Source organism: Nostoc sp. UIC 10890, assembly GCF_054786515.1.
In genome coordinates this window covers 214,621-235,244 of the sequence record NZ_JBSGKF010000005.1, presented here as the reverse complement: position 1 = coordinate 235,244, position 20,624 = coordinate 214,621, and the positions used below count along the sequence as shown (strand labels likewise).

19 protein-coding genes and 4 pseudogenes are annotated in these 20,624 nt (G+C 40.4%); 13 read left to right on the top strand and 10 right to left on the bottom strand.

Going from position 1 to position 20,624, the window contains the following annotated elements:
• Nucleotides 1-333: 333 nt before the first annotated feature.
• Entirely contained in the window at nucleotides 334-513 is a 180-nt protein-coding gene (locus tag ACWATR_RS34760) for a tyrosine-type recombinase/integrase (protein WP_460343312.1), read from the bottom strand.
• A gap of 55 nt (nucleotides 514-568) precedes the next feature.
• Nucleotides 569-748, bottom strand: coding sequence for a hypothetical protein (locus ACWATR_RS34755; protein WP_460343265.1), 180 nt, complete (start codon nucleotides 746-748; stop codon nucleotides 569-571).
• Between the two features lie 17 nt (nucleotides 749-765).
• Here ACWATR_RS34755 and ACWATR_RS34750 point away from each other — a divergent pair, with 17 nt between their 5' ends.
• From ACWATR_RS34750 to ACWATR_RS34730, 5 genes and pseudogenes are all read left to right on the top strand, one after another.
• Complete coding sequence (locus ACWATR_RS34750; RefSeq protein ID WP_460343262.1) at nucleotides 766-1,080, top strand: hypothetical protein; 315 nt, start codon at nucleotides 766-768, stop codon at nucleotides 1,078-1,080.
• On the top strand, nucleotides 986-1,528 hold the full coding sequence (locus ACWATR_RS34745; RefSeq protein ID WP_460343259.1) for a hypothetical protein: 543 nt from the start codon (nucleotides 986-988) through the stop codon (nucleotides 1,526-1,528). The genes ACWATR_RS34750 and ACWATR_RS34745 overlap by 95 nt, the downstream gene beginning before the upstream one ends.
• 187 nt (nucleotides 1,529-1,715) lie before the next feature.
• Nucleotides 1,716-2,615, top strand: a pseudogene (locus ACWATR_RS34740) (DUF4351 domain-containing protein).
• 56 nt (nucleotides 2,616-2,671) lie between these two features.
• Nucleotides 2,672-3,487, top strand: a pseudogene (locus tag ACWATR_RS34735) (IS66 family transposase); the annotation flags it as partial.
• A 927-nt stretch (nucleotides 3,488-4,414) separates the two neighbouring features.
• Nucleotides 4,415-5,002 carry a PEP-CTERM sorting domain-containing protein gene (locus ACWATR_RS34730; protein ID WP_460343256.1) on the top strand — a complete coding sequence of 196 codons (588 nt, stop codon included), beginning with the start codon at nucleotides 4,415-4,417 and terminating at the stop codon, nucleotides 5,000-5,002.
• 25 nt (nucleotides 5,003-5,027) lie between these two features.
• On the opposite strand, the gene ACWATR_RS34725 is transcribed toward ACWATR_RS34730, so the two are convergent.
• A complete protein-coding gene (locus ACWATR_RS34725; RefSeq protein ID WP_460343254.1) occupies nucleotides 5,028-5,789 on the bottom strand; it encodes a DUF4334 domain-containing protein in 762 nt (253 codons plus the stop codon).
• Nucleotides 5,779-6,441: a Coq4 family protein gene (locus tag ACWATR_RS34720; protein WP_460343251.1), complete on the bottom strand. Its 663-nt coding sequence runs from the start codon at nucleotides 6,439-6,441 to the stop codon at nucleotides 5,779-5,781. Before ACWATR_RS34720 ends, ACWATR_RS34725 begins: the two co-directional genes overlap by 11 nt.
• A 208-nt stretch (nucleotides 6,442-6,649) precedes the next feature.
• Here ACWATR_RS34720 and ACWATR_RS34715 point away from each other — a divergent pair, with 208 nt between their 5' ends.
• On the top strand, nucleotides 6,650-7,993 hold the full coding sequence (locus ACWATR_RS34715) for a cytochrome P450 (RefSeq protein WP_460343248.1): 1,344 nt from the start codon (nucleotides 6,650-6,652) through the stop codon (nucleotides 7,991-7,993).
• Nucleotides 7,994-8,004: 11 nt separating this feature from the next.
• Here the strand turns inward: ACWATR_RS34715 and ACWATR_RS34710 are convergent, their stop codons facing one another.
• Both ACWATR_RS34710 and ACWATR_RS34705 read right to left on the bottom strand, forming a co-directional pair.
• A complete protein-coding gene (locus tag ACWATR_RS34710) occupies nucleotides 8,005-8,859 on the bottom strand; it encodes a hypothetical protein (protein ID WP_460343245.1) in 855 nt (284 codons plus the stop codon).
• A gap of 147 nt (nucleotides 8,860-9,006) precedes the next feature.
• Entirely contained in the window at nucleotides 9,007-11,151 is a 2,145-nt protein-coding gene (locus ACWATR_RS34705) for a peptidase domain-containing ABC transporter (RefSeq protein ID WP_460343242.1), read from the bottom strand.
• Between the two features lie 328 nt (nucleotides 11,152-11,479).
• On the opposite strand from ACWATR_RS34705, the gene ACWATR_RS34700 reads away from it, so the two are divergent.
• The 5 genes from ACWATR_RS34700 to ACWATR_RS34680 all read left to right on the top strand — a co-directional run bounded on the left by ACWATR_RS34700 (nucleotide 11,480) and on the right by ACWATR_RS34680 (nucleotide 15,897).
• On the top strand, nucleotides 11,480-11,728 hold the full coding sequence (locus ACWATR_RS34700) for a microviridin/marinostatin family tricyclic proteinase inhibitor (protein WP_460343239.1): 249 nt from the start codon (nucleotides 11,480-11,482) through the stop codon (nucleotides 11,726-11,728).
• Nucleotides 11,729-11,920: 192 nt separating this feature from the next.
• Nucleotides 11,921-12,925, top strand: coding sequence for an MvdC family ATP-grasp ribosomal peptide maturase (locus ACWATR_RS34695; RefSeq protein WP_460343236.1), 1,005 nt, complete (start codon nucleotides 11,921-11,923; stop codon nucleotides 12,923-12,925).
• Between the two features lie 77 nt (nucleotides 12,926-13,002).
• Nucleotides 13,003-13,977 (top strand): MvdD family ATP-grasp ribosomal peptide maturase, encoded by a 975-nt coding sequence (locus ACWATR_RS34690; protein ID WP_460343232.1) that lies wholly within the window; start codon nucleotides 13,003-13,005, stop codon nucleotides 13,975-13,977.
• Between the two features lie 65 nt (nucleotides 13,978-14,042).
• Complete coding sequence (locus tag ACWATR_RS34685) at nucleotides 14,043-15,575, top strand: HlyD family secretion protein (RefSeq protein ID WP_460343229.1); 1,533 nt, start codon at nucleotides 14,043-14,045, stop codon at nucleotides 15,573-15,575.
• Nucleotides 15,576-15,759: 184 nt separating this feature from the next.
• Nucleotides 15,760-15,897, top strand: coding sequence for a hypothetical protein (locus ACWATR_RS34680; RefSeq protein WP_460343226.1), 138 nt, complete (start codon nucleotides 15,760-15,762; stop codon nucleotides 15,895-15,897).
• 70 nt (nucleotides 15,898-15,967) lie between these two features.
• Here the strand turns inward: ACWATR_RS34680 and ACWATR_RS34675 are convergent, their stop codons facing one another.
• Nucleotides 15,968-16,186 carry a hypothetical protein gene (locus tag ACWATR_RS34675; protein ID WP_460343223.1) on the bottom strand — a complete coding sequence of 73 codons (219 nt, stop codon included), beginning with the start codon at nucleotides 16,184-16,186 and terminating at the stop codon, nucleotides 15,968-15,970.
• Nucleotides 16,187-16,378: 192 nt separating this feature from the next.
• On the opposite strand from ACWATR_RS34675, the gene ACWATR_RS34670 reads away from it, so the two are divergent.
• Nucleotides 16,379-16,576: an NblA/ycf18 family protein gene (locus ACWATR_RS34670; protein WP_460343220.1), complete on the top strand. Its 198-nt coding sequence runs from the start codon at nucleotides 16,379-16,381 to the stop codon at nucleotides 16,574-16,576.
• A 137-nt stretch (nucleotides 16,577-16,713) separates the two neighbouring features.
• On the opposite strand, the pseudogene ACWATR_RS34665 reads toward ACWATR_RS34670, so the two are convergent.
• A pseudogene (locus ACWATR_RS34665) lies at nucleotides 16,714-16,852 on the bottom strand (EF-hand domain-containing protein); the annotation flags it as partial.
• Nucleotides 16,853-16,951: 99 nt separating this feature from the next.
• On the opposite strand from ACWATR_RS34665, the gene ACWATR_RS34660 reads away from it, so the two are divergent.
• Nucleotides 16,952-17,476 carry a hypothetical protein gene (locus ACWATR_RS34660; RefSeq protein ID WP_460343217.1) on the top strand — a complete coding sequence of 175 codons (525 nt, stop codon included), beginning with the start codon at nucleotides 16,952-16,954 and terminating at the stop codon, nucleotides 17,474-17,476.
• Here ACWATR_RS34660 and ACWATR_RS34655 read toward each other — a convergent pair.
• Both ACWATR_RS34655 and ACWATR_RS34650 read right to left on the bottom strand, forming a co-directional pair.
• Nucleotides 17,456-17,785 carry a hypothetical protein gene (locus ACWATR_RS34655; protein ID WP_460343214.1) on the bottom strand — a complete coding sequence of 110 codons (330 nt, stop codon included), beginning with the start codon at nucleotides 17,783-17,785 and terminating at the stop codon, nucleotides 17,456-17,458. The genes ACWATR_RS34660 and ACWATR_RS34655 overlap by 21 nt on opposite strands.
• A 99-nt stretch (nucleotides 17,786-17,884) precedes the next feature.
• Nucleotides 17,885-20,470, bottom strand: a pseudogene (locus tag ACWATR_RS34650) (plasmid replication protein, CyRepA1 family); the annotation flags it as partial.
• Nucleotides 20,471-20,624 lie beyond the last annotated feature (154 nt).

The window sequence follows — 20,624 nt, the reverse complement described above, 5'->3', positions numbered from 1 at the left end:
AATTTTGTATAAAATGTAAAATCTAATACTACAATATTGATTACATAGCTAAATGATGCCATAAGCACTGAAGCAATTAATGTGCTTATAGTGATTAAAAATACATTTTTTCTTAAAAATTATTGACTAGGATTGCCCTGTATGTTTTTTGTACAGCTAAACAGACTCAAATCATACTTGTTTTTATTAATGCAGTTTAAAACAATGTAGCATACAGAAAATACTTAGTATTTTTGGTTTCACTAAGTTTTGATATCAAACTTGGGCTTTGTCATACATAGATAATCGGTTTGGGCGATTGCGTCCCGCACTGCCCCAAAAAGCGATCGCTAATTAAAATGGCTCAGACCATCGCTTAACTAAAGCCTCTCCAGAACTTCTATTAGAGCTAACGTGCAGATATTTACTCGTGGTATCCAAACTTGTATGCCCCAAAGTAGCCTGAGCCAAATGCGCTGGAACACCTTCATCTATAACATGGGTAGCATGACTATGCCTAAACGCCGGATTTATTTTATGCTTACCTTTGGTGGTAGACTTGCTAATTGTGATAGCACCAGATTTAATATCAGTTGTCTAGAGTGCTAGTACTTCTGATACCTGATAACCACTGAAAAGACGAATCCCTTTCTAGGCGCGATCGCGGGGAGTAAGAAAACCTTTCAGTAATAATCGCTTCAATTCGTCTTAGATTATTAATATCTTGCCTTGTCCGTTCTGGCATGGTGATGCCAAACACGCTAAACATAGAGTCAACTTAGTCCAATGCTCGATTACGTCAGTGCGGCAATGGCATTTTACGTCACAATGCTCCCAGTACAAGAATGGATATTGGAATTCCGCCTTGGTTATCTCGGTCGTTACTGGAGCCTGATAAGTGTTGCTGGCTTATTCATTGGCTTTTTGCTCTGTCTGCTGATATTTGTGCCATTGATCATTAACATGGCATTAGATCCGTTCAGATATCCAGATCATTTGGTCATGAGTGCGATCGCGTACCCGCGCGCCGGAGGCGATCGCTGCGGTGATTTTTGGTGCAATACTCTGGCTGGGGCAGTGGCTAATTCTCCGTCAGACTGAGATGACACCAAGAATTTTTGCGCTCATCAATACGGTAATTGGAATTTCTGTCTTTTCTGTGCTGGTATGGTTTAATCAAAAAAGTTTGCAGTGGAGCGGTGGCCCAATTGAAGGCTGGAGAACCGGACTCATCTTTCTAGTGGGTGGTACAGTTACCGGAGCGGCGACGGGTAAAGCATTAGATTTTTACTGTGGACGAGTTGAGCAGCGATTAATCAAACTTGAGAGGGAGAGGGTAGAGCAAGAAACCCAAGAGCGAGAAAAGCTTTTGAGAGAGCGGTTTGAGAAGCAGAAATTAGAGCAAGAACGCCTAGAAGCAGAGATGGCAGAGCGGAAAAGGATACAGCGAGAGGCGGCTCAAGAAGAAGAACGTTTGTGGTATGAACAACACGGGAAAGACTATGCAGATTATGCAGATTATGAAAAGGAGGAAGATGAGGATGAATAACTTTGTGCTGACATGAACGACCGCGATCGCTGATGACTTAGCTCTCGCATCGCCTTGTACAGTGTGGCTCAGTAGTGCATTTTCAGCTTTAGCCTCTTCCAGCCTTTCAGATATGATTAAAATGGGTTGTAAATCAAGATAAAATATTATTAATCACTTCAAATTAATTTCAAATCAACTAAATTGAATGACTCGATTTGTACATGACGAATTTGCTCGTATATTATCTAGAAGAACTGTTAAAACCTTATGGGGAAGTAAAGTCATCATCAAAAATATCAGGAGAGATCAAAGAAATTGATGTGCTATTTACTCCTTATTCTCAGCAAAGCTCTAATTTAGAAGTGCTAGGGCTACTTGGAAGATTTGCCGAATTTCCGGCTATATTAGAACCCTTACGGGTTCGCCAGTCGCTCATGGGGGAAACCCCCAAGACCGCGCTGGCTCACCATTTCGCAATGCAGCTTCTAGTGATGAAATTTGCGATTGTATTCAAAAATTATTAGAAGTAAAAGCTGGATTACGGCGAGATGCTAAAGCGAATAAAACCAGACTCCAAGAGTCAGATATTCCGAAACTATGGGTTCTTAGTCCAACTGCATCCCCAGCAATACTATCGAGCTTTAATGTTAATCAGAAATCGGGGTGGTTGTCAGGAGTATACTTTTTAGGTGATGCTCTACGGACAGCAATTGTAGCTATACATCAACTACCGCAAACACCAGAAACGTTGTGGCTAAGAATTCTTGGCAGGGGGAGCGTGCAGTCACAGGCAATTGTAGAATTATCAGCATTACCATTGAATCACCCATACAGGCAAGCAACGCTAGAATTAGTTTACAACCTGCGCCAGAATTTAAGAGTTAATCAAAATTTAGAATCAGATGATAGAGAGTTAATTATGAGATTAGAACCACTTTATCAGCAAGACCGCGAAAGAGCAAAACTTGAAGGGCAACAAGATTTAATTATACGTCTACTAAATCGCCGTTTTGGTGAAATTGATGCAGCGTTGATTGAACGAATTCGAGAATTATCTATTGAGCAATTGGAGGGATTAGTAGAGGCGTTATTAGATTTTTCGTAAGGATTCAGGTGGCAGGGTATTGACAAAAGGGACACTTGAGGGGGAATATCGCAAATATGAACCAAAACCTGCCTCAAGAATTAGATCGAGAAAGCTTGAACCAGTTATCAAAAGAAGAACTGGTAGATATCATCATTGAGCAGAGTAAGGTAATACGTGATTTACAGAAAATAATCTTAGAACTACAGCAAGAAGTAGAACAGTTAAAAGTCAGCAGAGATTTGGACAGCAAGACTTCATCGAAACCACCATCTGGGGACATTCTGAAAAAAAGCGAAAACAAAAAAGCTCCCCCCCAAGAGGAATCAAATCATCCCAAAAGAAAACCAGGCGGGCAGCCAGGACATCAGGGAAAAACGCGTAAAGGTTTTGGGAAAGTAGATCGTTATGAAATCTTACGTCCAAATGATTGTATCTGTTGTGGCCACAAAGCATTTGCGAGTGTGGCAGTGAAGGTAGAAAAACACTCGGTAGCGCAATTGGTAGAACGTCCCATTGAAATAGTGGAATATCAACGCCATACCTGCGTGTGTGAATGTTGTGGAAATGTACAAACAGCCTCATGGTCGCCAGATATCGTTCCCGGACAAGATTTAGGAGTTAGATTACAAGCGTTCTTAGGATGGGTAAACAATTATGCACACATGCCTTATGAAAAACAGCAAGAAATGTTGTGGGAATTAGGGCAAGTTGAGATTGGGCTAGGAACGTTAGTCGCAACTAATGAACGAATCCAACAAGCGATTGAACCAAGCATTATTGAATTAAGTAATTGGGTAAAACAGACACAACCTAACATCCATGTGGATGAAACACCTTGGTCAGTTAAAGGAGTCAAAGAATGGTTGTGGGGAAAGATTTCAGCCAACTTCAGAAATGTTTGACGAATTTTTCTTTGCTCCAGTGTTCTAGCTACGGAGGGAGATTCTATAGGCTGTTGTGATTGCCAATTTTGGTAGTGTTTTGAAGTAGTTTCCTCTGAAAAATCTCTAGTTATATTTTCATCTTCATTATCAAACGGTTTATCTAACTCTATATCTAAATGTCTACTATTGGGGTTTACACTGATGACTCCTGCTACCTGTAGATTCCAGTAAACTGCTTCTATCTTTTTGAGGGTTTGTTTACCAAGCTTTCTAGTAGTAAAAATTTCATCAAACAGAGTATGGATTTCCCGATCTAACTCAGCCATTCTTTGGAATAGTGGAGTAGCTTTAGTAAGAAATTCCGCACCAAAGGAACGCATCTGTTCAACAAAGTTCTTCAGTTCCGTGCGCTTTCTCTTGATTTGTTTAAGCAGTGATTGGTGTTCTTTTTCTAAAAATTCTAAACGAATATGTAATTGAGATAGGGCTAGTGGAGTTGAAGAAGCTGATTGCGATGGAGGTGTGGTTTTTCGAGCCATAAAATATATATGTAAGTTTCAAGTTTAAAATCTAGCTACCGTAGTCATTTGGTTAGTGCGAAAAAGACACCTCAAAGATTATACACTATGACCCAAATCAAGCTTTTTACAGTTTTTAATCATGAGATTTAAATTAAAAATCAACTCATCAACCTCTACCTTTTTTATCTCATAGTTAACCATTTGATACTTGTTCCCGACTGGTTTGTCTCAAAACGCTGCACTTGTATTTTATCTTTCAAATAGGTAAGCTTCTTCTCCTAATCAAAATCTGCATATTGAGGAGGGCTAGCCCCAACCCGCTTAGTAATTTTGGGATACTTACCTGATTGAGCCAAGTGTTGCCCGGATGTGATAGCATACCCTCAATAAATTTAGATAGCATACCCAATCCATGAATCAAGTTCGACTCCCCAAAGTTAGCGTCGCCGTGATTGGTTTGGTAGTTGCAAGCGTATTTCATGCTACTCCCGTGCTGGGAGCTATTCTAACTAGACAAGAATTTTCAGGTGATTTTACCTTAGTCGATGCTACTAGCCCATTCCTTACGAACTCTTTGCCAAAAGAGAGTGAATATTCAGGATTTGTGGTTTACTCAGAGAACGGGACTTTGAGCGATTGGGAGCTATCCGTCAACAATCTAGACCTGAATTTGAATGCAGGATCTAGTAATGGCGGGAACTTAACCCCAGATGTTGATTTTGAGCTTGATTCTAGGTCGAATTGGAATTTAGTAGTTGATTTTGGGATTGTTTTTGATGCTCCAAGATATACCTTAGAAAAAACTTCAAGCTCTGAAATTACCTTAACGGGTGAAGTGGGACGGGCAGGAACATACATCTATCAAGATTCTGCGGCCAATATTACCCTGAGTTCTTCATCTACATCAATACCTGAACCCACTTCCCTACTAGGTCTATTGTTTGGAGTTGCTGTAATTGCTGCCTCTAAAAAAGCTGGGGAGACGAAATCTAAAGCATGAATTAACTCAATTTATCCGCCAAAGGCTAAAAGCATCGTTTGAGAACAAAAAAGAAAGGTTGAGCTAGGTTCTTATAATCCATAATTCCTAACACAGTATTCTTATCTACTTGTCTAAAAGAATCATTGATTGGCAAATAATCATAAATCATAGTAGCCGTGACTTTGCCTCTGTACTCCATCATTCTCAGTCTGGCTTGGCTTTTATCGGTTTTCAGTAAAGAATTAATTGATCCTAGTAACGGTTTGAGAGAATTATTTTTGGGTATCGGTAACTTCAAAACCCAGTTCATTAAAGTCGGATGAGGCGCAACTGGAAAAATCTTTCCCTGACTATCTAAAAATAACAAAGGGTGAACATTTTCAGCATCTATAAATTCTTTGCCATACCAATTAGAAATTTCTAATAAACCATCCATTGGATGATTTGTATGTAGTCCAGACCCTTGCCAACGACCAAACATAAAATCTAAATTCACGGGTTCAAAAGCATCAAACAATTCTAGAGCTTTTTCTATTGTAGTTTTACCCGTTTTTAGAATTAAGTGATAATTTTCTAAGGTTTCCATTCTTGTTATCCTTTTACCTATTATCTTAGCAAAACTGAGCTTTTTATACTCATTCTTTTTTTCTGCCATTGGCGTAAAGTAAGTAAGGAATGCCTCAACATGCGGCAGTTTAAGTAAAAAACTACTGTCTAGGCTCATAAAACATTCTTTTTCAATACTTTCACATTTACACTCAACGACTAACAGTAGTTGCAACAGTTTTATATCATTAAGTTTCACAAAAAATGATATTTAAGTCACTACGGAGATTCTCCAATGGTTTTGACCACAAGGAATTCCATTCAATACCAAAAAGGGGCAGGGACTGTTTTCCCATTAGCCATCCTTTAGTTATTGCATCCATATATTTTGTCGAAACCTCAATATCGTAAATAGCGGCTTTGACAAGATTTTTAGCCAATAATGCTAACCAGAAACGCGAAAAGTGTAGTTGGGCAACATAAAAAGCTTCTAATTGAATTTCTCCAAGAATGTTTGTATCGCATCCAGTAATAATATGCCAAATGTCGTGTGTTTCTGTGATATGCGCTCCGAGAAATTGGTAATCATTCTCTACTTGTCCAGAGTGTAAAGGTTGCAAATTGTTTTTGAGCAGATGTTCAGCATAGGCATATCCAAATGTATTAGGAGGTAGGCGATAAAGTTTTTGAAGATCGATATCACCTAATCTTGAGCGTCTTTCAAATGCTTGTTTTCCTTGTGGAGTGCTATGAAGAAGTTCTATTATTTTTTGTAAGCTATGCAAATCAGCAACAGTATTTGCGAGGTTGCCAATACTCTCAAAGTCACCATCGGGCGCTCTGACTATATTTATAATGCTCTCAAGTGCGCTATCGTGCCATCCTGACTCAAGTTGGGCTAGAGAATCCATCTTTAAAAACCTCCGTCAACACTTTGTCTTTTAGTTTGACATGGTATAAGAGTTTTAGTTGGTCAGAATCTGCTCTGGGTTTTTTCTCCTCCCAAATCAACACAAGTAGTTCAATTGAGATCCAGGTTGCTCCCGTAAATTGTGTGTGAATGCACAAAAGTGGGTGTATTTGTTTGAGATTAGGAAGTGGAATATACAAGTAAATATTATGCTTACTCAATTACCGAATTGCATTACCAGTCCTTCGTGGTGGCAACTGATAAAATGGATTGCCGATCCAATTGGATTTCAGCAAAAGTATAGTCAAAAGTATGGAGACATTTTTTCCATGCGACTGAGCGGACTGGGTTCTTATGTAATTCTTAGCCATCCCCAAGCCATTCAAGAAATTTTCAGTCAAGATTCTAAATTTGATATTGGTCGTGGTAATAAACTTGCAGAGCCTTTGATTGGGCAAAATTCTCTTATGTTAATAGATGGTGCCCGTCATCGACGAGAACGAAAATTATTAATGTCCCCCTTTCATGGAGAAAGGCTACAGGCTTATGGTCAACAAATCTGCTTAATTACCGAGCAAATCGCCAGTGAATGGCAAATAGATCAACCTTTTGTGGCTCGGTCTGCTATGCAGAAAGTGAGTCTAGAAGTAATTTTACAAATTGTCTTTGGTTTAAGTGAAGGGGAACGCTATCAACTAATTTTACCTCTCCTTACTAGTTGGTTGGATATGACTGATTCTCCTTTGCGCTCCAGTATGCTATTTTTCCGATTCTTACAACAAGATTGGGGACTAGGGACTCCTTGGGGACAGATGAAAAGTAGACAAAACTATATTTATCAGCTACTTCTTGCAGAAATTGAAGAGAAAAGAATAAAGGACGATCAGAGCCAGGGCGATGTTCTGAGCTTGATGATGGCAGCACGGGATGATTTTGGGCAAGCAATGACCGACGATGAATTAAAAGATGAATTGCTCACAATTTTATTTGCTGGACATGAAACTACTGCAACAACGCTAGCGTGGGCTTTCTATGAAATTCACCGAAATCCAGATGTCCTCTTAAAATTGCAGCAGGAACTTGACAGCTTGGGAGAAAATCCAAACCCGATGGAAATTGCCCAACTTCCTTATTTAACCGCAGTATGCCTTGAAACCCTGCGGATGTATCCAGTCCTTCCAGGGCTTTTCCCACGCATTACCAAATCATCCATAAATATTGCAGGATACCAGTTTCCTCCTGACACAACCTTAATGGCAAGTATCTACCTCCTGCATTACCGAGAAGACTTGTATCCTAATCCTCAACAATTTAATCCGGGACGTTTTCTAGGACGGCAGTATTCCCCTTGGGAGTTCATTCCTTTTGGTGGTGGAAGTCGGCGATGTTTAGGATATGCCCTAGCTTTGTTAGAAATGAAGTTAGTCTTGGCAACCGTTTTATCTAATTATCAACTTGCATTGGTAGAAAATAAACCTCTTAAATTGCAAAGGCGGGGATTTACCCTTGCTCCTAATGGTGGAGTTCGGATGCTAGTAATGGGAAAACGGTGAACTAATCTGGACTAAACCCCCACCAACCAATCGCACACCACAGACCTACACTTGCTCCCAAAGTTAACCCAAACCTGCCATTGCCCCAAATACCCATTCCAGTAAGGCTCACCATCAGCAATTCCAACAGCCTCACCAACCTTGGAGATTAACTCACTGTAGGAAGAGCCAATACTGTCCAAACCCTGCTGCAATTTCAGTTTCAGCCCCTTCCAACCGTGGGTAGCAGGACTTTCGACCTGATTTAATGTTTGGGGAATGTCATGTGATATTGTACCAGTGACTTGTGTTGGGAACTCTATATTATTAATGACTGACACCAACTCACGATTTAATGCTTCATCCCGATTTAACCACTGGCGAAAAATCGAATCACGCTGATCATCAGGTGCAACAAACTGGTAAACGCACTCCCGATTTTCACGCTTACCCAACCGACCGACATAATCCAACTTCAAATCAATCTTCGCAAGTAGTTTCTGTGCGATCGCTACAGGAGTAAGTTTTTCCGAGATAGAAACATTCAAGTAATTCTTAATAACCTGCCGATGCGTTACAGCTAGTGCCTTAAACTCCAGCATCTTTTCATCAGACCCCCACAACTGAACGTCTGGTGTGAGAAACTGCAACAGATTCAGTTCTTCCAACAACAGTACAGCAGGCAATAGCTGCCCCTTGTTAAAATCTGGTTTCCAAATCGAATTTTCCCCAGCTTCTAACTGCGATGCAGCTCTTTTAGCATCACGGTTGGTTAGAAATTCCCGCCCCAGCGTCAAATAATAGTGCATTCTCAGTTGAGGATACCAGCCGTCATCATCCTTCTCAACCAAATTAGGGGTTACGTCAATTTCGTAGCGACGGGACAATTCGGCTTTACACTGCTGGTGTCGTTCTGCTGGTATTTTCGCATGTTTGTCAAAGAGCTTCTTTATTTGAGTTTCAGAGATGCTTAGAGACTAATTATTTTAATGCCGCTTAGAACTTAACGAACCGTATTGAGCTATCTTCCTTTTCTAAGGTGTTAAAAAATCCAAGTGTTCTCCAGAGGTAACTTGCATTTCCTCTAAAACCCCTTGCATTTTTAACTGCCCTTTATCTAATAGGACAATAAAATCTGCACGTTGGATAACTCGAGGACGGTGGCTAATTATAATTGTGGTTTTGCCTTGCCGAGAATGTAAAATTTTATCTAAAACCTGAGTTTCTAATATTGGATCTAATGCACTAGTAGATTCGTCTAAAATTAGTATTGGAGGGTCAGTAACTATTGCTCTAGCTAAGGCTAATCTCTGCTTTTGTCCACCGGAAATATTTACACCAAATTCACCTAGTACAGTTTGATATTTATCCGGTAATTCACAGATAAATTCGTCAGCAGCAGCAATTTGGCAAGCCTGAACAATTTGTTCAAATGTAGTATGAGGATAGCTAAAGCGAAAGTTATCTAAAATTGAGCGACTCCAGAAGTGGGGTTCTTGTGGGACTAATACTACCTGTTGCCGCCTGCATTCCAAAGATAAATCTTTCTGGTTATAAATACCAAAGCGAATATTACCTGAGTGCAAGGGATATAACCCAGTCATCAATTTAACTAAAGTGCTTTTTCCGCAGCCAGATTTACCAATCAAGGCTGTGACTTTACCTCCTGGAATAGTTAGGGAAAAATCTTGTAATAAGTCTGCCCTACCTGTATGGTGAAAGTTGACATTAGTACAAATAATATCAGCATTACCAGAGATTACTACCCAAGGCTTCTTCTCTTCATTTTGGTCTTCTGAAGTACTTTCAATGACTTCGTTAATCCGTTGTGTTGCAGTTTGAATTCGGGTAAATTCATCGACAAAACTAATGATTGTAGTAATCAATAGATGAAAATTAGCATTCATCGCGCTAAATGCTAGCAGTTGACCGATGCTTAATTCCTGACTAATAACTAGACTACTGCCAAACCAGAGTATGGCAAGATTACCAAAACCAGCAACTAATCCAGAGAATACATTATTAATAATGCCAATTTGAACAGTGTTAAAAGTAAGATAAGCAAGATTTCCAAAGCGACTTTGAATTTCCTCCCAAGCTTGGGGAGCCGCATTAGCAGTTTTTACGGTAAGTATGCCTTTAAATATCTCGACCAGAATTGCTTGATTCTCAGCTTTTACCACAATAAGATTACGAATCTTTTGGCTTAAAGTAGGCAAAAAAATAATTGTCGATAGAGACATTATTAGAGCGACTAACACCGACAAGCCTAATAATTTAGGGCTATAAAATCCCATAAAAACCAGTGAGATTGCCGCAACGAAAAGCTGACTCGGAATAGCAATAACAATTTGAGAAACTATCTGATTAATTTCTTGAATATCTCGGAGACGGCTAACGATTTCACCACTACGACGAGCTTCATAATAAGTAAGAGGAAGGCGCAAAATTTGCCTGCCAAATTCCAAAGTAAGTCCTAATTCTAGGCGTTGAGCAAAGTGAGCAATCAAGTTAGACTGTACCAGTGTTAGGGTGCTACTAAAGGTATTTATTGCCAGCACACCAATAGCAACCGTGGTTAAAAGTTGTGTATCTCCCCTCACTAGTACGTCGTCAGTGAGAATTTGAATTAAAAAAGGGGTTGCAAGGGAAAATATTCCCATCGCCAAGTTAATCAAAATTGCTTCGATTAAAATATGACGATAGGGTAAAACTCGTGTTAAAAAACGACCAAAACCGCTAATTCTATCTGATTGTTGCTGATAAAAGCGTATTTCGTCTGGTAATAACAGTAACATGACATAATTTGCCCAACCTGTAGTTAATTCTTCGCGACTGAGATAGCGGATGCCACTACTAGGATCGGCAATTACATATTTTTTACCTTTTTTTCCATATAAAACTACCCAATGGTATCCTTTCCAGTGGATAATGGCGGGGAGAGGTGCTTCATGAAGTTTATCAATTAGTTGCGGCGTAGCTCTAACTTGACGGGCGTTAAATCCAAGGCTTTGGGCACCACGTTTCAAACCTACAAGGGTTGTACCTTGCGCTCCTGTACCAACAACTTCCCGAATACGAGCGATGGCAAAACTACGTCCATAATGTTTGGCAATAGTCGCAATACACGCTGCTCCACAGTCTTCTTCACTATGTTGCAGAACGATTTGATATTTCATTCTTTCTAGATGACAAAATTAGCAGATGATAGTACATTCATTCTATTTTTGCCTCTTAGTGTGCTGTTTGATAGTTTACAATCGTTAGAAAAATAAAACTAAAGCAAATAGTCCATCAGTGTGGACGAGAGTTTGTCTAGTAGCGGATTATATATTTCGCCCTATACTTTTAAAGTATCTTCTTGATGAAAGTATTACTTGATTTTAAGGGATTTTTACTTAAAAATTAAATTTTATTTAAGGCTAAATTAATACTTGAAATATTATACCCTATGTAATAGTATGCAGTAGGTGTGGATTTATCTTCACTTTACCGGAAGAAAAAATTATGTCTGAAAATAAACCAGAAAAGCTCAATTCACAAGCAGTACCGTTTTTTGCCCGATTTTTAGAAGGGCAAAGCTTTGAAGACTTATCCGATCAAGAATCAGAAGCGATTAGCGGTGGAACTTGTGGTGTAACCAAGAAGAAGGATGATGAACTTGTCCAAACTCTGAAGTTCCCATCCGATCAAGAAGATAGCCCAGGTCCCATAGAAACGAGAAAGTACCCATCTGACAATGATGAGCTAGCTTAGTACGATAACTGCATACTTTTGAGTACATCAAAAATGCGGTTTTGAAAAATTATGACAACAAAAATATTATTAGCTTTGCCAACTCCATTTGAGGGGTTGGCTTCCCATTAAAACTAAGTTTACTTTTTTAAAAACCTTGCTTCCTCAATAGTTGACAATAAGGAAAATTCAAAAACTGAATGAAGATAGTTTATGCACCTTGAGCGTGATGTGGTTTTATTAATTACCCATAGTGGTGATTTCTTTACAATAGATAGAGTTGCAGAAGCTGTATCAAAACGAGGCGTACAGCCATTTCGCCTTGATACTGATAAGTTTCCAATGACACTGCAACTCCAGGCTAATTTAAGTAATTACGGTAGCAACCATAGGCTGAAATATGGGGATTTATCCTTTAACACCGAGCAAGTGCAAGCAGTATGGATGCGACGTATTTGGCAACCCGATTTAGGTAAAGAACTGGCTCCACAATTTCAAGCAGCCTGCTCTAATGAATCACTGGCAGTTTTAGATGGCTTTTGGGATAGCCTCAGAGGAGCTAGGTGGGTGGATGATTTACAGAGGATTAGTGCAGCTGAAAACAAGTTACGCCAACTGCGGATTGCATCGGAAGTAGGACTTGTCATACCTCGGACTCTTGTCACCAACAACCCTCAAGAAGCACGAGAGTTTTTCTACCAAGTTAAGGGAAAAATGGTTGCCAAGCTGCTCAGACCCCTTTCTTATGGTATGCAAGCCTCCTCATTTTTCATGTATACCAGCGTCGTTAAAGAAGAAGATTTACTTGATGCTGAAACACTACGCTATTGTCCAACTGTGTTTCAAGAGCAAATCCCCAAACAGCAGGAACTACGAGCAGTGTATGTGAATGGCAATCTCTTTGTCGGGGCGCTAGATGCGTCTGAGTATGCAGCATCAACGCAAGATTGGCGACGTGGGACAAAAGAGGTTATTACATGGCAACCATATCAATTACCCGACAAACTAATCCGTTGTCTGGATGCTTTTATGGCAAGGTTTGGACTGGTTTTTGGAGCCTTTGACTTTATTAAAACGCTATCAGGGGAATACGTTTTTTTAGAAATTAATCCCACAGGAGAGTGGGGGATGCTAGAGAGAGATTTGGACTATCCCATTGCAGATGCGATCGCATCTGCACTACTTTCAACAAGCCCTAAATCTAATATTCTTACTTAAAAATTTAAAACCAACTAACAGGCTTTATAAATTTAGGAACTTGTTAATTTTGAATTTTGAATTCGGAGCGAAGCAACGTGACTGTATTAATAATTACTCACAGCCAAGACAATGAAAGTATCCCTCTAGTGATTCAGGCAATTGAAGCCCAAGGAGGGAAAGCATTTCGTTTTGACACAGATCGATTTCCCACAGAAATCCAGTTAGATGTTTACTATGATGAAACTGAGCGAGTTACTCTAAATGTTGATGACCAAACATTAGATTTAAATAAAGTCTCAGCAGTTTGGTATCGACGCATCGCAATTGGTTCAAAAATTCCCGACTGGATGGATAAGCAACTTAGACAAGCTTCATTGAAAGAATCTCGTGTCACCATTGAGGGAATGATTGCCAGTATTAAGGGATTTCATCTTGACCCTCTGCCAAATATTCGCCGAGCCGAAAATAAGCAACTGCAATTACAAATAGCGCGGAAGGTAGGTCTAGATACACCACGCACCCTAACTACAAATAATCCACTGGCAGTCAAGCAATTTGCCCAAGAGTGCCAGCAGGGAATAATTACAAAAATGCTCTCTTCTTTCGCTATTTACGATGAACAAGGACGAGAAAAAGTTGTGTTTACAAATCTAATTTCATCTGAGGATCTGGATAACCTTGATGGCTTACGTTTCTGCCCAATGACATTTCAGGAGAAAATCCCTAAAGCATTGGAATTGCGGACAATTATTGTAGGTAAGCGCGTTCTGACGGCTGCGGTTGATTCTCAAGCTTTGGATAAAGCGCGTTACGATTGGCGCAAACAGGGAATTGCCTTACTTAACGCTTGGGAGCCATACATTTTGCCTCAAGATGTGGAAGAGAAATTGCTCAAACTCATGGCAGAATTCCGTATGAACTACGGAGCTATTGATATTATTTTGACTCCTGATGGTCGGTATGTATTCCTTGAAGTTAACCCAGTTGGCGAGTTTTTCTGGCTGGAACGCTGTCCTGGCTTACCGATTTCACAAGCGATCGCTGAAGTTCTACAGAATTCAGTTAAATAATTATAAATTAAGTAAATTCTCACTTTTATTGTCTAAAATAAAACTAAAAAATCCTGAATTCAAAAATGGCTGATGCAAACTTACCTTCACCTGCAATTTCTTACACCAATGCAGAAAAGGTAATTAACCCCGACTCTCTGCGCCCAGCTACTCCTAATGAATTCTTGCCCCCCATTAGTAATTGGACAACTATGGGCGGTATAGTTCTCCTTAGTATCTTTGCTGCTAGTCTTATTTTGGCAAGCGTTCTTAAATATAAAATTACAGTCAAAGTCCCAGCGACCATTCGTCCTGCTGGAGAACTGCGCCTGGTGCAAGCAGCAACAGAGGGAACGATTAAAAGCATTGCTGTGCAGGTAAATCAACCAGTGAAAAAGGGAGATGTGATCGCACTGATAGAGGATAATCGTTTTCAGACTCAAAAAAGCCAACTGGAAACAAATATTCGGCAAGCTAAACTGCAACTATCTCAACTTGATGCCCAAATTTTGGCTTTAGATGGGCAAATAGCAGCAGAAAGCGATCGCACCAGCCGACTTATCGCCTCAGCTAAAGCTGAACTTAATCGCAGTCAACGCGAGGTGCAAGATAGGCGAATCACCTCAACTGCTGAAGTTAGGGAAGCTAAAGCAAATTTAAGGCAAGCTCAAAAGGAATTACAAAAAACTCAAACACAGTTAAAATCAGCAATAGCGAATTTAAAGTCTAGCGATGCTTCATTAAGGGCAGCAAAAGCAAAGCGAGACAGATATCAACCCTTACTCCAAACTGGATCGATTTCTCAGGATCAATTTCAAGAAGTGCAACTAGCTGTTGAACAACAAGAACAACTCCTAGAATCTCAAAAAGCTAGTGTAGAAGAACAACAACAAGCAATCCAGCAACAGCAACAAGCAGTAGAAGCAGCCACAGCTAGATTACAAAGCACATTTGTTAATCTCAATCCTAGTGATGCTAGTGTTACAATTTCTCAAGAGAAAATTGCTGCTGAAAGTGCTACAGGTAAAGTCAGCCTGGGAAAATTAAATCAAGAACGCGAGCAATTATTACAACAAAAAGTAGAAATTCAAAAACAATTTAACCGCGATCAACAAGAACTTCAACAAATTATTCGAGAGATTGCAGATACAGCAATTCGTGCCTCAGCATCTGGCGTTATCCAGGAATTAAATTTGCGTAATCCTTCCCAAGTGTTGCGTTCTGGTGAGATTGTTGCTCAAATTTCTCCTAATGATTCACCCTTAATAATTAAGGCATTAGTAGGATCTCAAGATATCCGTAAAGTAGAAAAAGGTCAAGAAGTACAAATGCGGGTTTCTGGTTGTTCGTATACTGAATATGGAACTCTAAAAGGTAAAGTCAGCGCCATTTCTCCAGATGCAATGTCTGGGTTGGGCTACGCTAACATATCTGAAAATAAAGATAAAAATGCTGCTAATTATGATATAACTATCCAACCTGAGAAGCTAGTATTAAGTGTTGGCGATCGCCAGTGTACAATTCAATCTGGCATGGAAGGGAGGGCAGACATCATTTCTTCTCAAGAAACAGTACTACAGTTTCTCCTTAGAAAAGCAAGACTTTTAACAGATTTGTGATCAGAGCTAGCAGTTTACTAACTCAATATTCTGTGTAATACATAAATGTATTACTTAATTCCCTGTATTATGCGCTGAGATTTTTCCGTTGTGGCGGATTTAGAAGCTTGGTTGAACCAGCAAGCTGGATAAATTACACTATTAGCTATTGTCTTGCACTCTCTGTATTGGGTGTGCATTAATTATGGACTGTGCAAGAACAGGAAGACCCTTTAACGATGTAATTCGGGAATTACTGCGTTCTTTAAAGGTTGATAGTGACGAAGCATCGGAAATTTCGCCAGATTCTGAAGTTTCAGAATTAGCTCGGCTTCAAAAATAAGTCAATAAATGAAGAAGAGAATATTATAGGACTGTTTACAAGACTCAAATGATGTTCGAGGGATTAACAGTCAACGGGTCTGTAACAGAAGCAAATCAAGCCATCTACTCAGTCCACGGCGGCGCATCTGCCACCAGTTGAGCAAACTTGTCATCTTCACATCCTTAAACTCCAGCATCACGCCGCAACACTCACCACTCTTGCCCAAAGGAATAATTGTATTGCCCATCTTCTCCAAGAGCGATCGCCAGCCGCAAGCAGAAGCGAAAAATGCTTTTAAAAACCTCAAAGTAGGAAAATTGAGAACTTAAGTTTTTACTTGGGTTGCCACAATTGAGTTATATCAAGGTTTTTAGCAGCAGAGACGGGATTTCTAACCTACGTCGGTACGGTTTACACCCCTTTAGTTTTTGTAAAGCTATCGTAACATTTATTTATATAAAGGAATATTTGCTTAACTTAGCAAACTCAAATAAAAGCTATGAACCAACCCATTGAATTATCTTTAGAACAAGAATTTAGCCTTAGAACTTTCTCTGATCAAGTGCAGCAGATGTCCCGTGAACAAGCTCAAGAGTTTTTGCAGATGCTGTATAAGCAGATGATGATAAGGGAAGCGACTTACCAAGAATTACTCAAACATCAGTGGGAAGTCGGTTCAGGTTCAATCTTGAGTTAAAACAAATCTTGCTCCCGTTACTTTAAGCGACTCAGAAGATGACGAACAGACAATTGTCTTTTTCATACAAATCCCTCAAAGCGTAGGCGCTTTGAGGGATTTTGGGTATTGATATTTGGTATTGGGTTTTTTGACTGTTAGGTTAAATTATTTGCTTATCTCTTCTGCTGACTTTAACTCTTCAAAAGTAATACTACCGTTTTCATCTGAATCAGAATTTACTAGCAATTCCTGGGGAGTACTGATATTTGTTTCTGATGATTGGGAGGAACTGACCTTTTAGCGATCGCAATGTGTGCCGAAAAATCACGCCATCCATTCAGTCCACTGCGGCGCATCTTACAAGGAATCATTGCCTCAGATTAAACAGTAATATTGAGGTGTGAGAACGCTCTTGTTGGCAAGAGTCAAGATAATACACGACTCATCAGGTCATTTGCTAGTACAGAAGAATACATTGCTGTATTGTTAGAGCTTGATTTGATTGCTGAGGTAGTGGCAGAAAATCCACAAGGCAAGTTTTATAATCTAAATGAGTTATTTGATAAAGTCAATCATGAATATTTCGCAGCAAGTCTTGCCAAACCACGTTTAACATGGAGCCGAGTTAACACTTACCGTAAATTTGGACACTACGAGTCAGCCAGAGACAGAATAGTGATGAGTTTAACCCTAGATGATGCGAAAGTACCTGGGTTCGTAGTTGAGTTTGTGTTGTATCACGAATTGTTGCACAAGTACCACGGCACGAAGTGGGTTAAAGGAAGAAGAATGGTTCACACTAAAGAGTTACGTATTAGTGAAAACCAGTTCAAATCTTATAACGAAGCATCAAGATGGTTAGACAAATTAACAAGAATCGAAAAATCTGATTTATCTTTAGGTAAAAATTTGATTTAGCATCTCATTGAGTTGTCCAGAAAAGTAATAAACGCAGCTATGAGAAACTTCGTTGTAATCAACATCAAGGCAATTTTCGGCATTTTCTAACCTACCGATCGGGCCTTTAATTTCGACTATTGATATTTGTTCGCCTTCAGCTTCAATAATTGCTTGCACTCTCGATTCTGTTAGGTTATTAGGAGAAAGTGAATCCATTGATAAGCCTGTATCTATAACAATATTTGACAAAGGATAAACTGACTTACATCCATCATCCGTACAAAATACTAAGCAGTTATTTTTGACGTAAATATTAGTAATTCTCATTGCATAAATCCATAAATTGCAATATTTGTTTCATATTAAACTTTTTTGACTGATTACCATAACATGCAATTAATCAGGTGAGATTTGTCAGGACATGACCTACACACTTACCAACCAATCGCACACCACAGACGTACAGCCGCTCCCAAAGTTAACCCAAACCTGCCATTGCCCCAGATATGCATTCCAGTAAGGCTCTCCGTCAGCAACGCCAATAGCCTCGCCAAGCTGGGAAACTATCTGTTGGTAGAACTGTCCAACACAGTCTAGTCCTTGGCGCAATTTCAGGCTTAACCCCTTCCATCTTTGGACAAAAGGATCTTCCTGGGTAACTGTTTGGGGAATATCAATAGGTGTCGTGTCAATACCTGGTGTTTGTAACACTATATTATTCGTGACTGACACCGACTCACTAAGAAATACTTCATCCCGATTTAACCACTGTCCAAAAATCGAATCGCGCTGATCATCAGGGGCAACGAATTGATAAACGCACTCCCGATTTTTACGTTTACCCAACCGACCGACATAATCCAACTTCAAATCAATCTTCGCAAGTAGTTTCTGTGCGATCGCTATCGGTGTGTGTTTTTCAGAAATGGAAACATTCAGATAATTCTTGATAACGTGCCGATGCTTTACAGCCAGTGCCTTAAACTCAACCATCTTCTCATCACTTCCACGCAACTGAACGTCTGGCGTGAGAAACTGCAACAGATTGAGGTTTTCCAACAACAGTACAGCAGGTAATAACTGCCCCTTGTTAAAATCCGGTTTCCAAACCGAATTCTCTCCCGCCTCTAACTGCGCTGCTGCCCGTTTCGCATCACGGTTGGTCAGAAACTCTCGCCCCAGCGTCAAATAATAGTGCATCCGCAGTTGGGGATACCACCCATCGTCATCTTTCTCGACCAAATCAGCAGTTACGTCAATTTCATAGCGACGGGACAATTCCGCCTTGCGCTGCTGGTGTCGTTCAGTTTTGGTTTTTGCCCTTGTGTCAAGGAGCTTCTTGAGTTCGGCATCAGAGATGGTTGGAGAATTAGCGATCGCCTGACACTCCGCAGCATACAATTCAACAGATGCCGCCTTAACCGACTCGATAACAGCCCCACTTTCATCGTCATCTGCATCGTCAGCATCAATAATGGTGTAACCATCTTCGACTAATCCCGCAAGCACCGATTCCCGATAACGCCGCATCTCTACGTTGATAACAGAGCCACGCTTGCCCCAAGTCTGCAATGACTCTGGCTGAAAGTTCTGGTCAATATAGCTCAAATCCGCATTATCCGCCGCCGACAACAACGCAATGTTAGCTTGTGTTGCAACGTGTTGGCTTCTGAGTAATCCTCCTATTGTTGTGGAACCATTGCCCACAACACCCATACCCCATTCTCTGACCCAAATGTGACGGTCAACAGTTTCCCTAACTCTTGCCAACATCTGACGCACAGAGTTAACCGGCTGCACACCCTGAAAAATTCCCCATACACCATCAAAATGCCCTCGAATGTCGATGGATACCCCAGTTTCTAAACTTGGAGAGGCGATAACCAAATCATACTGGGTGAGAATTTCGTTCAATTGAGCGATACAACCGAAAGCCGCATGAGAAGGATCAGCAACAGATTCGCTGTCTATTCTCAGGATTCGCAATTCTGGGTATTTCCGGCGAAAACGTTCTTCCAAAGCTTGCGTCCCCCATTTGGATTTGGCTTTTTGAGCAGAGCAGCACAATAGAAAACGAGGTTGCCAAGACGATTCTGCATGGTGGCTGGCAGAGGGGCAGGGGGGCAGAGGTGCAGAGGAGAGTGTAGCTTCATTCTCCCCTGCTCCTCCGCTCCCCTGCTCCCGTGCCTGACCCACACGGCAATTCTGGTTTGCTAAACCACGCGCGATCGCCTTGTCCAGTGCTGCAATCAAATTCTTCGGATTACTGCCAGAGTAGTTGTAACAATTGCCAGCTACGTGCCGATAATTGTTAACGATGACGAATGGATTAACCCGATATTCTCCAGCAAGTGATAAAACATACTTCACATCAGTATCTGACACATCGGCACTAGACAAGTAAATCTTTCCTTGACTGCTGCCCAAAACGTTTTGTACCAGTTGCTTGAGGTTTTTGAGAACGGATACCCGACGTTTCTGCACTTCAGTACCAGAGTTGAGCAAATGCCAGAATACTTGGTCGCACTCGTCAATAATGATGACATCATTCGCCCAGTCATTAGGGTTGAATCGCGCCTGACTTTCCTGATGCAGCGAATCCACACACACGCCATATCCTAATAATGCACCTGTTTCATTCGTGCGAACTTCTGTGACATAATTCACTCCAAAGCGATCGCATAATGCCTCACCAAGTTGAATACGGTGGGTGATGATTAATACCCGTCTATCTTGGTCGTGTGCTTTCGCTACCTCAGTTGCCAGCCATTCGGTTTTACCAGTGCCTTTGGGAGCTTTGAGGATAATCAGCTTTTCACCTTCGGGTACGAGAAGCTGGCCCAAGAAACGTTGATTAAGCGAGATTGACGGCGGGTAAGTCAACAAGGTAAACAGCTTAATCTCCCACAACTCCAGTGCAACGGCAGTGTTGTAGAGTGCATCAAATGCCGGCTGACCCAAGGCATAGATAAAATCATCGACTCCTTTCTCTGCCCCTAACGGTAAATCAATCCTAGAGTGGTAAAACTTGCTAGAGTAGATTTTTCATGATTGAAATAGGCGTAAATACGTAAACCAAAATTTTCAATAATAACGAATTTACTACGTTTAAGTTTTTGCTCTAGCTAGTTTTGCCACGCTAGAAATTAACAAAACTCAATAGAAT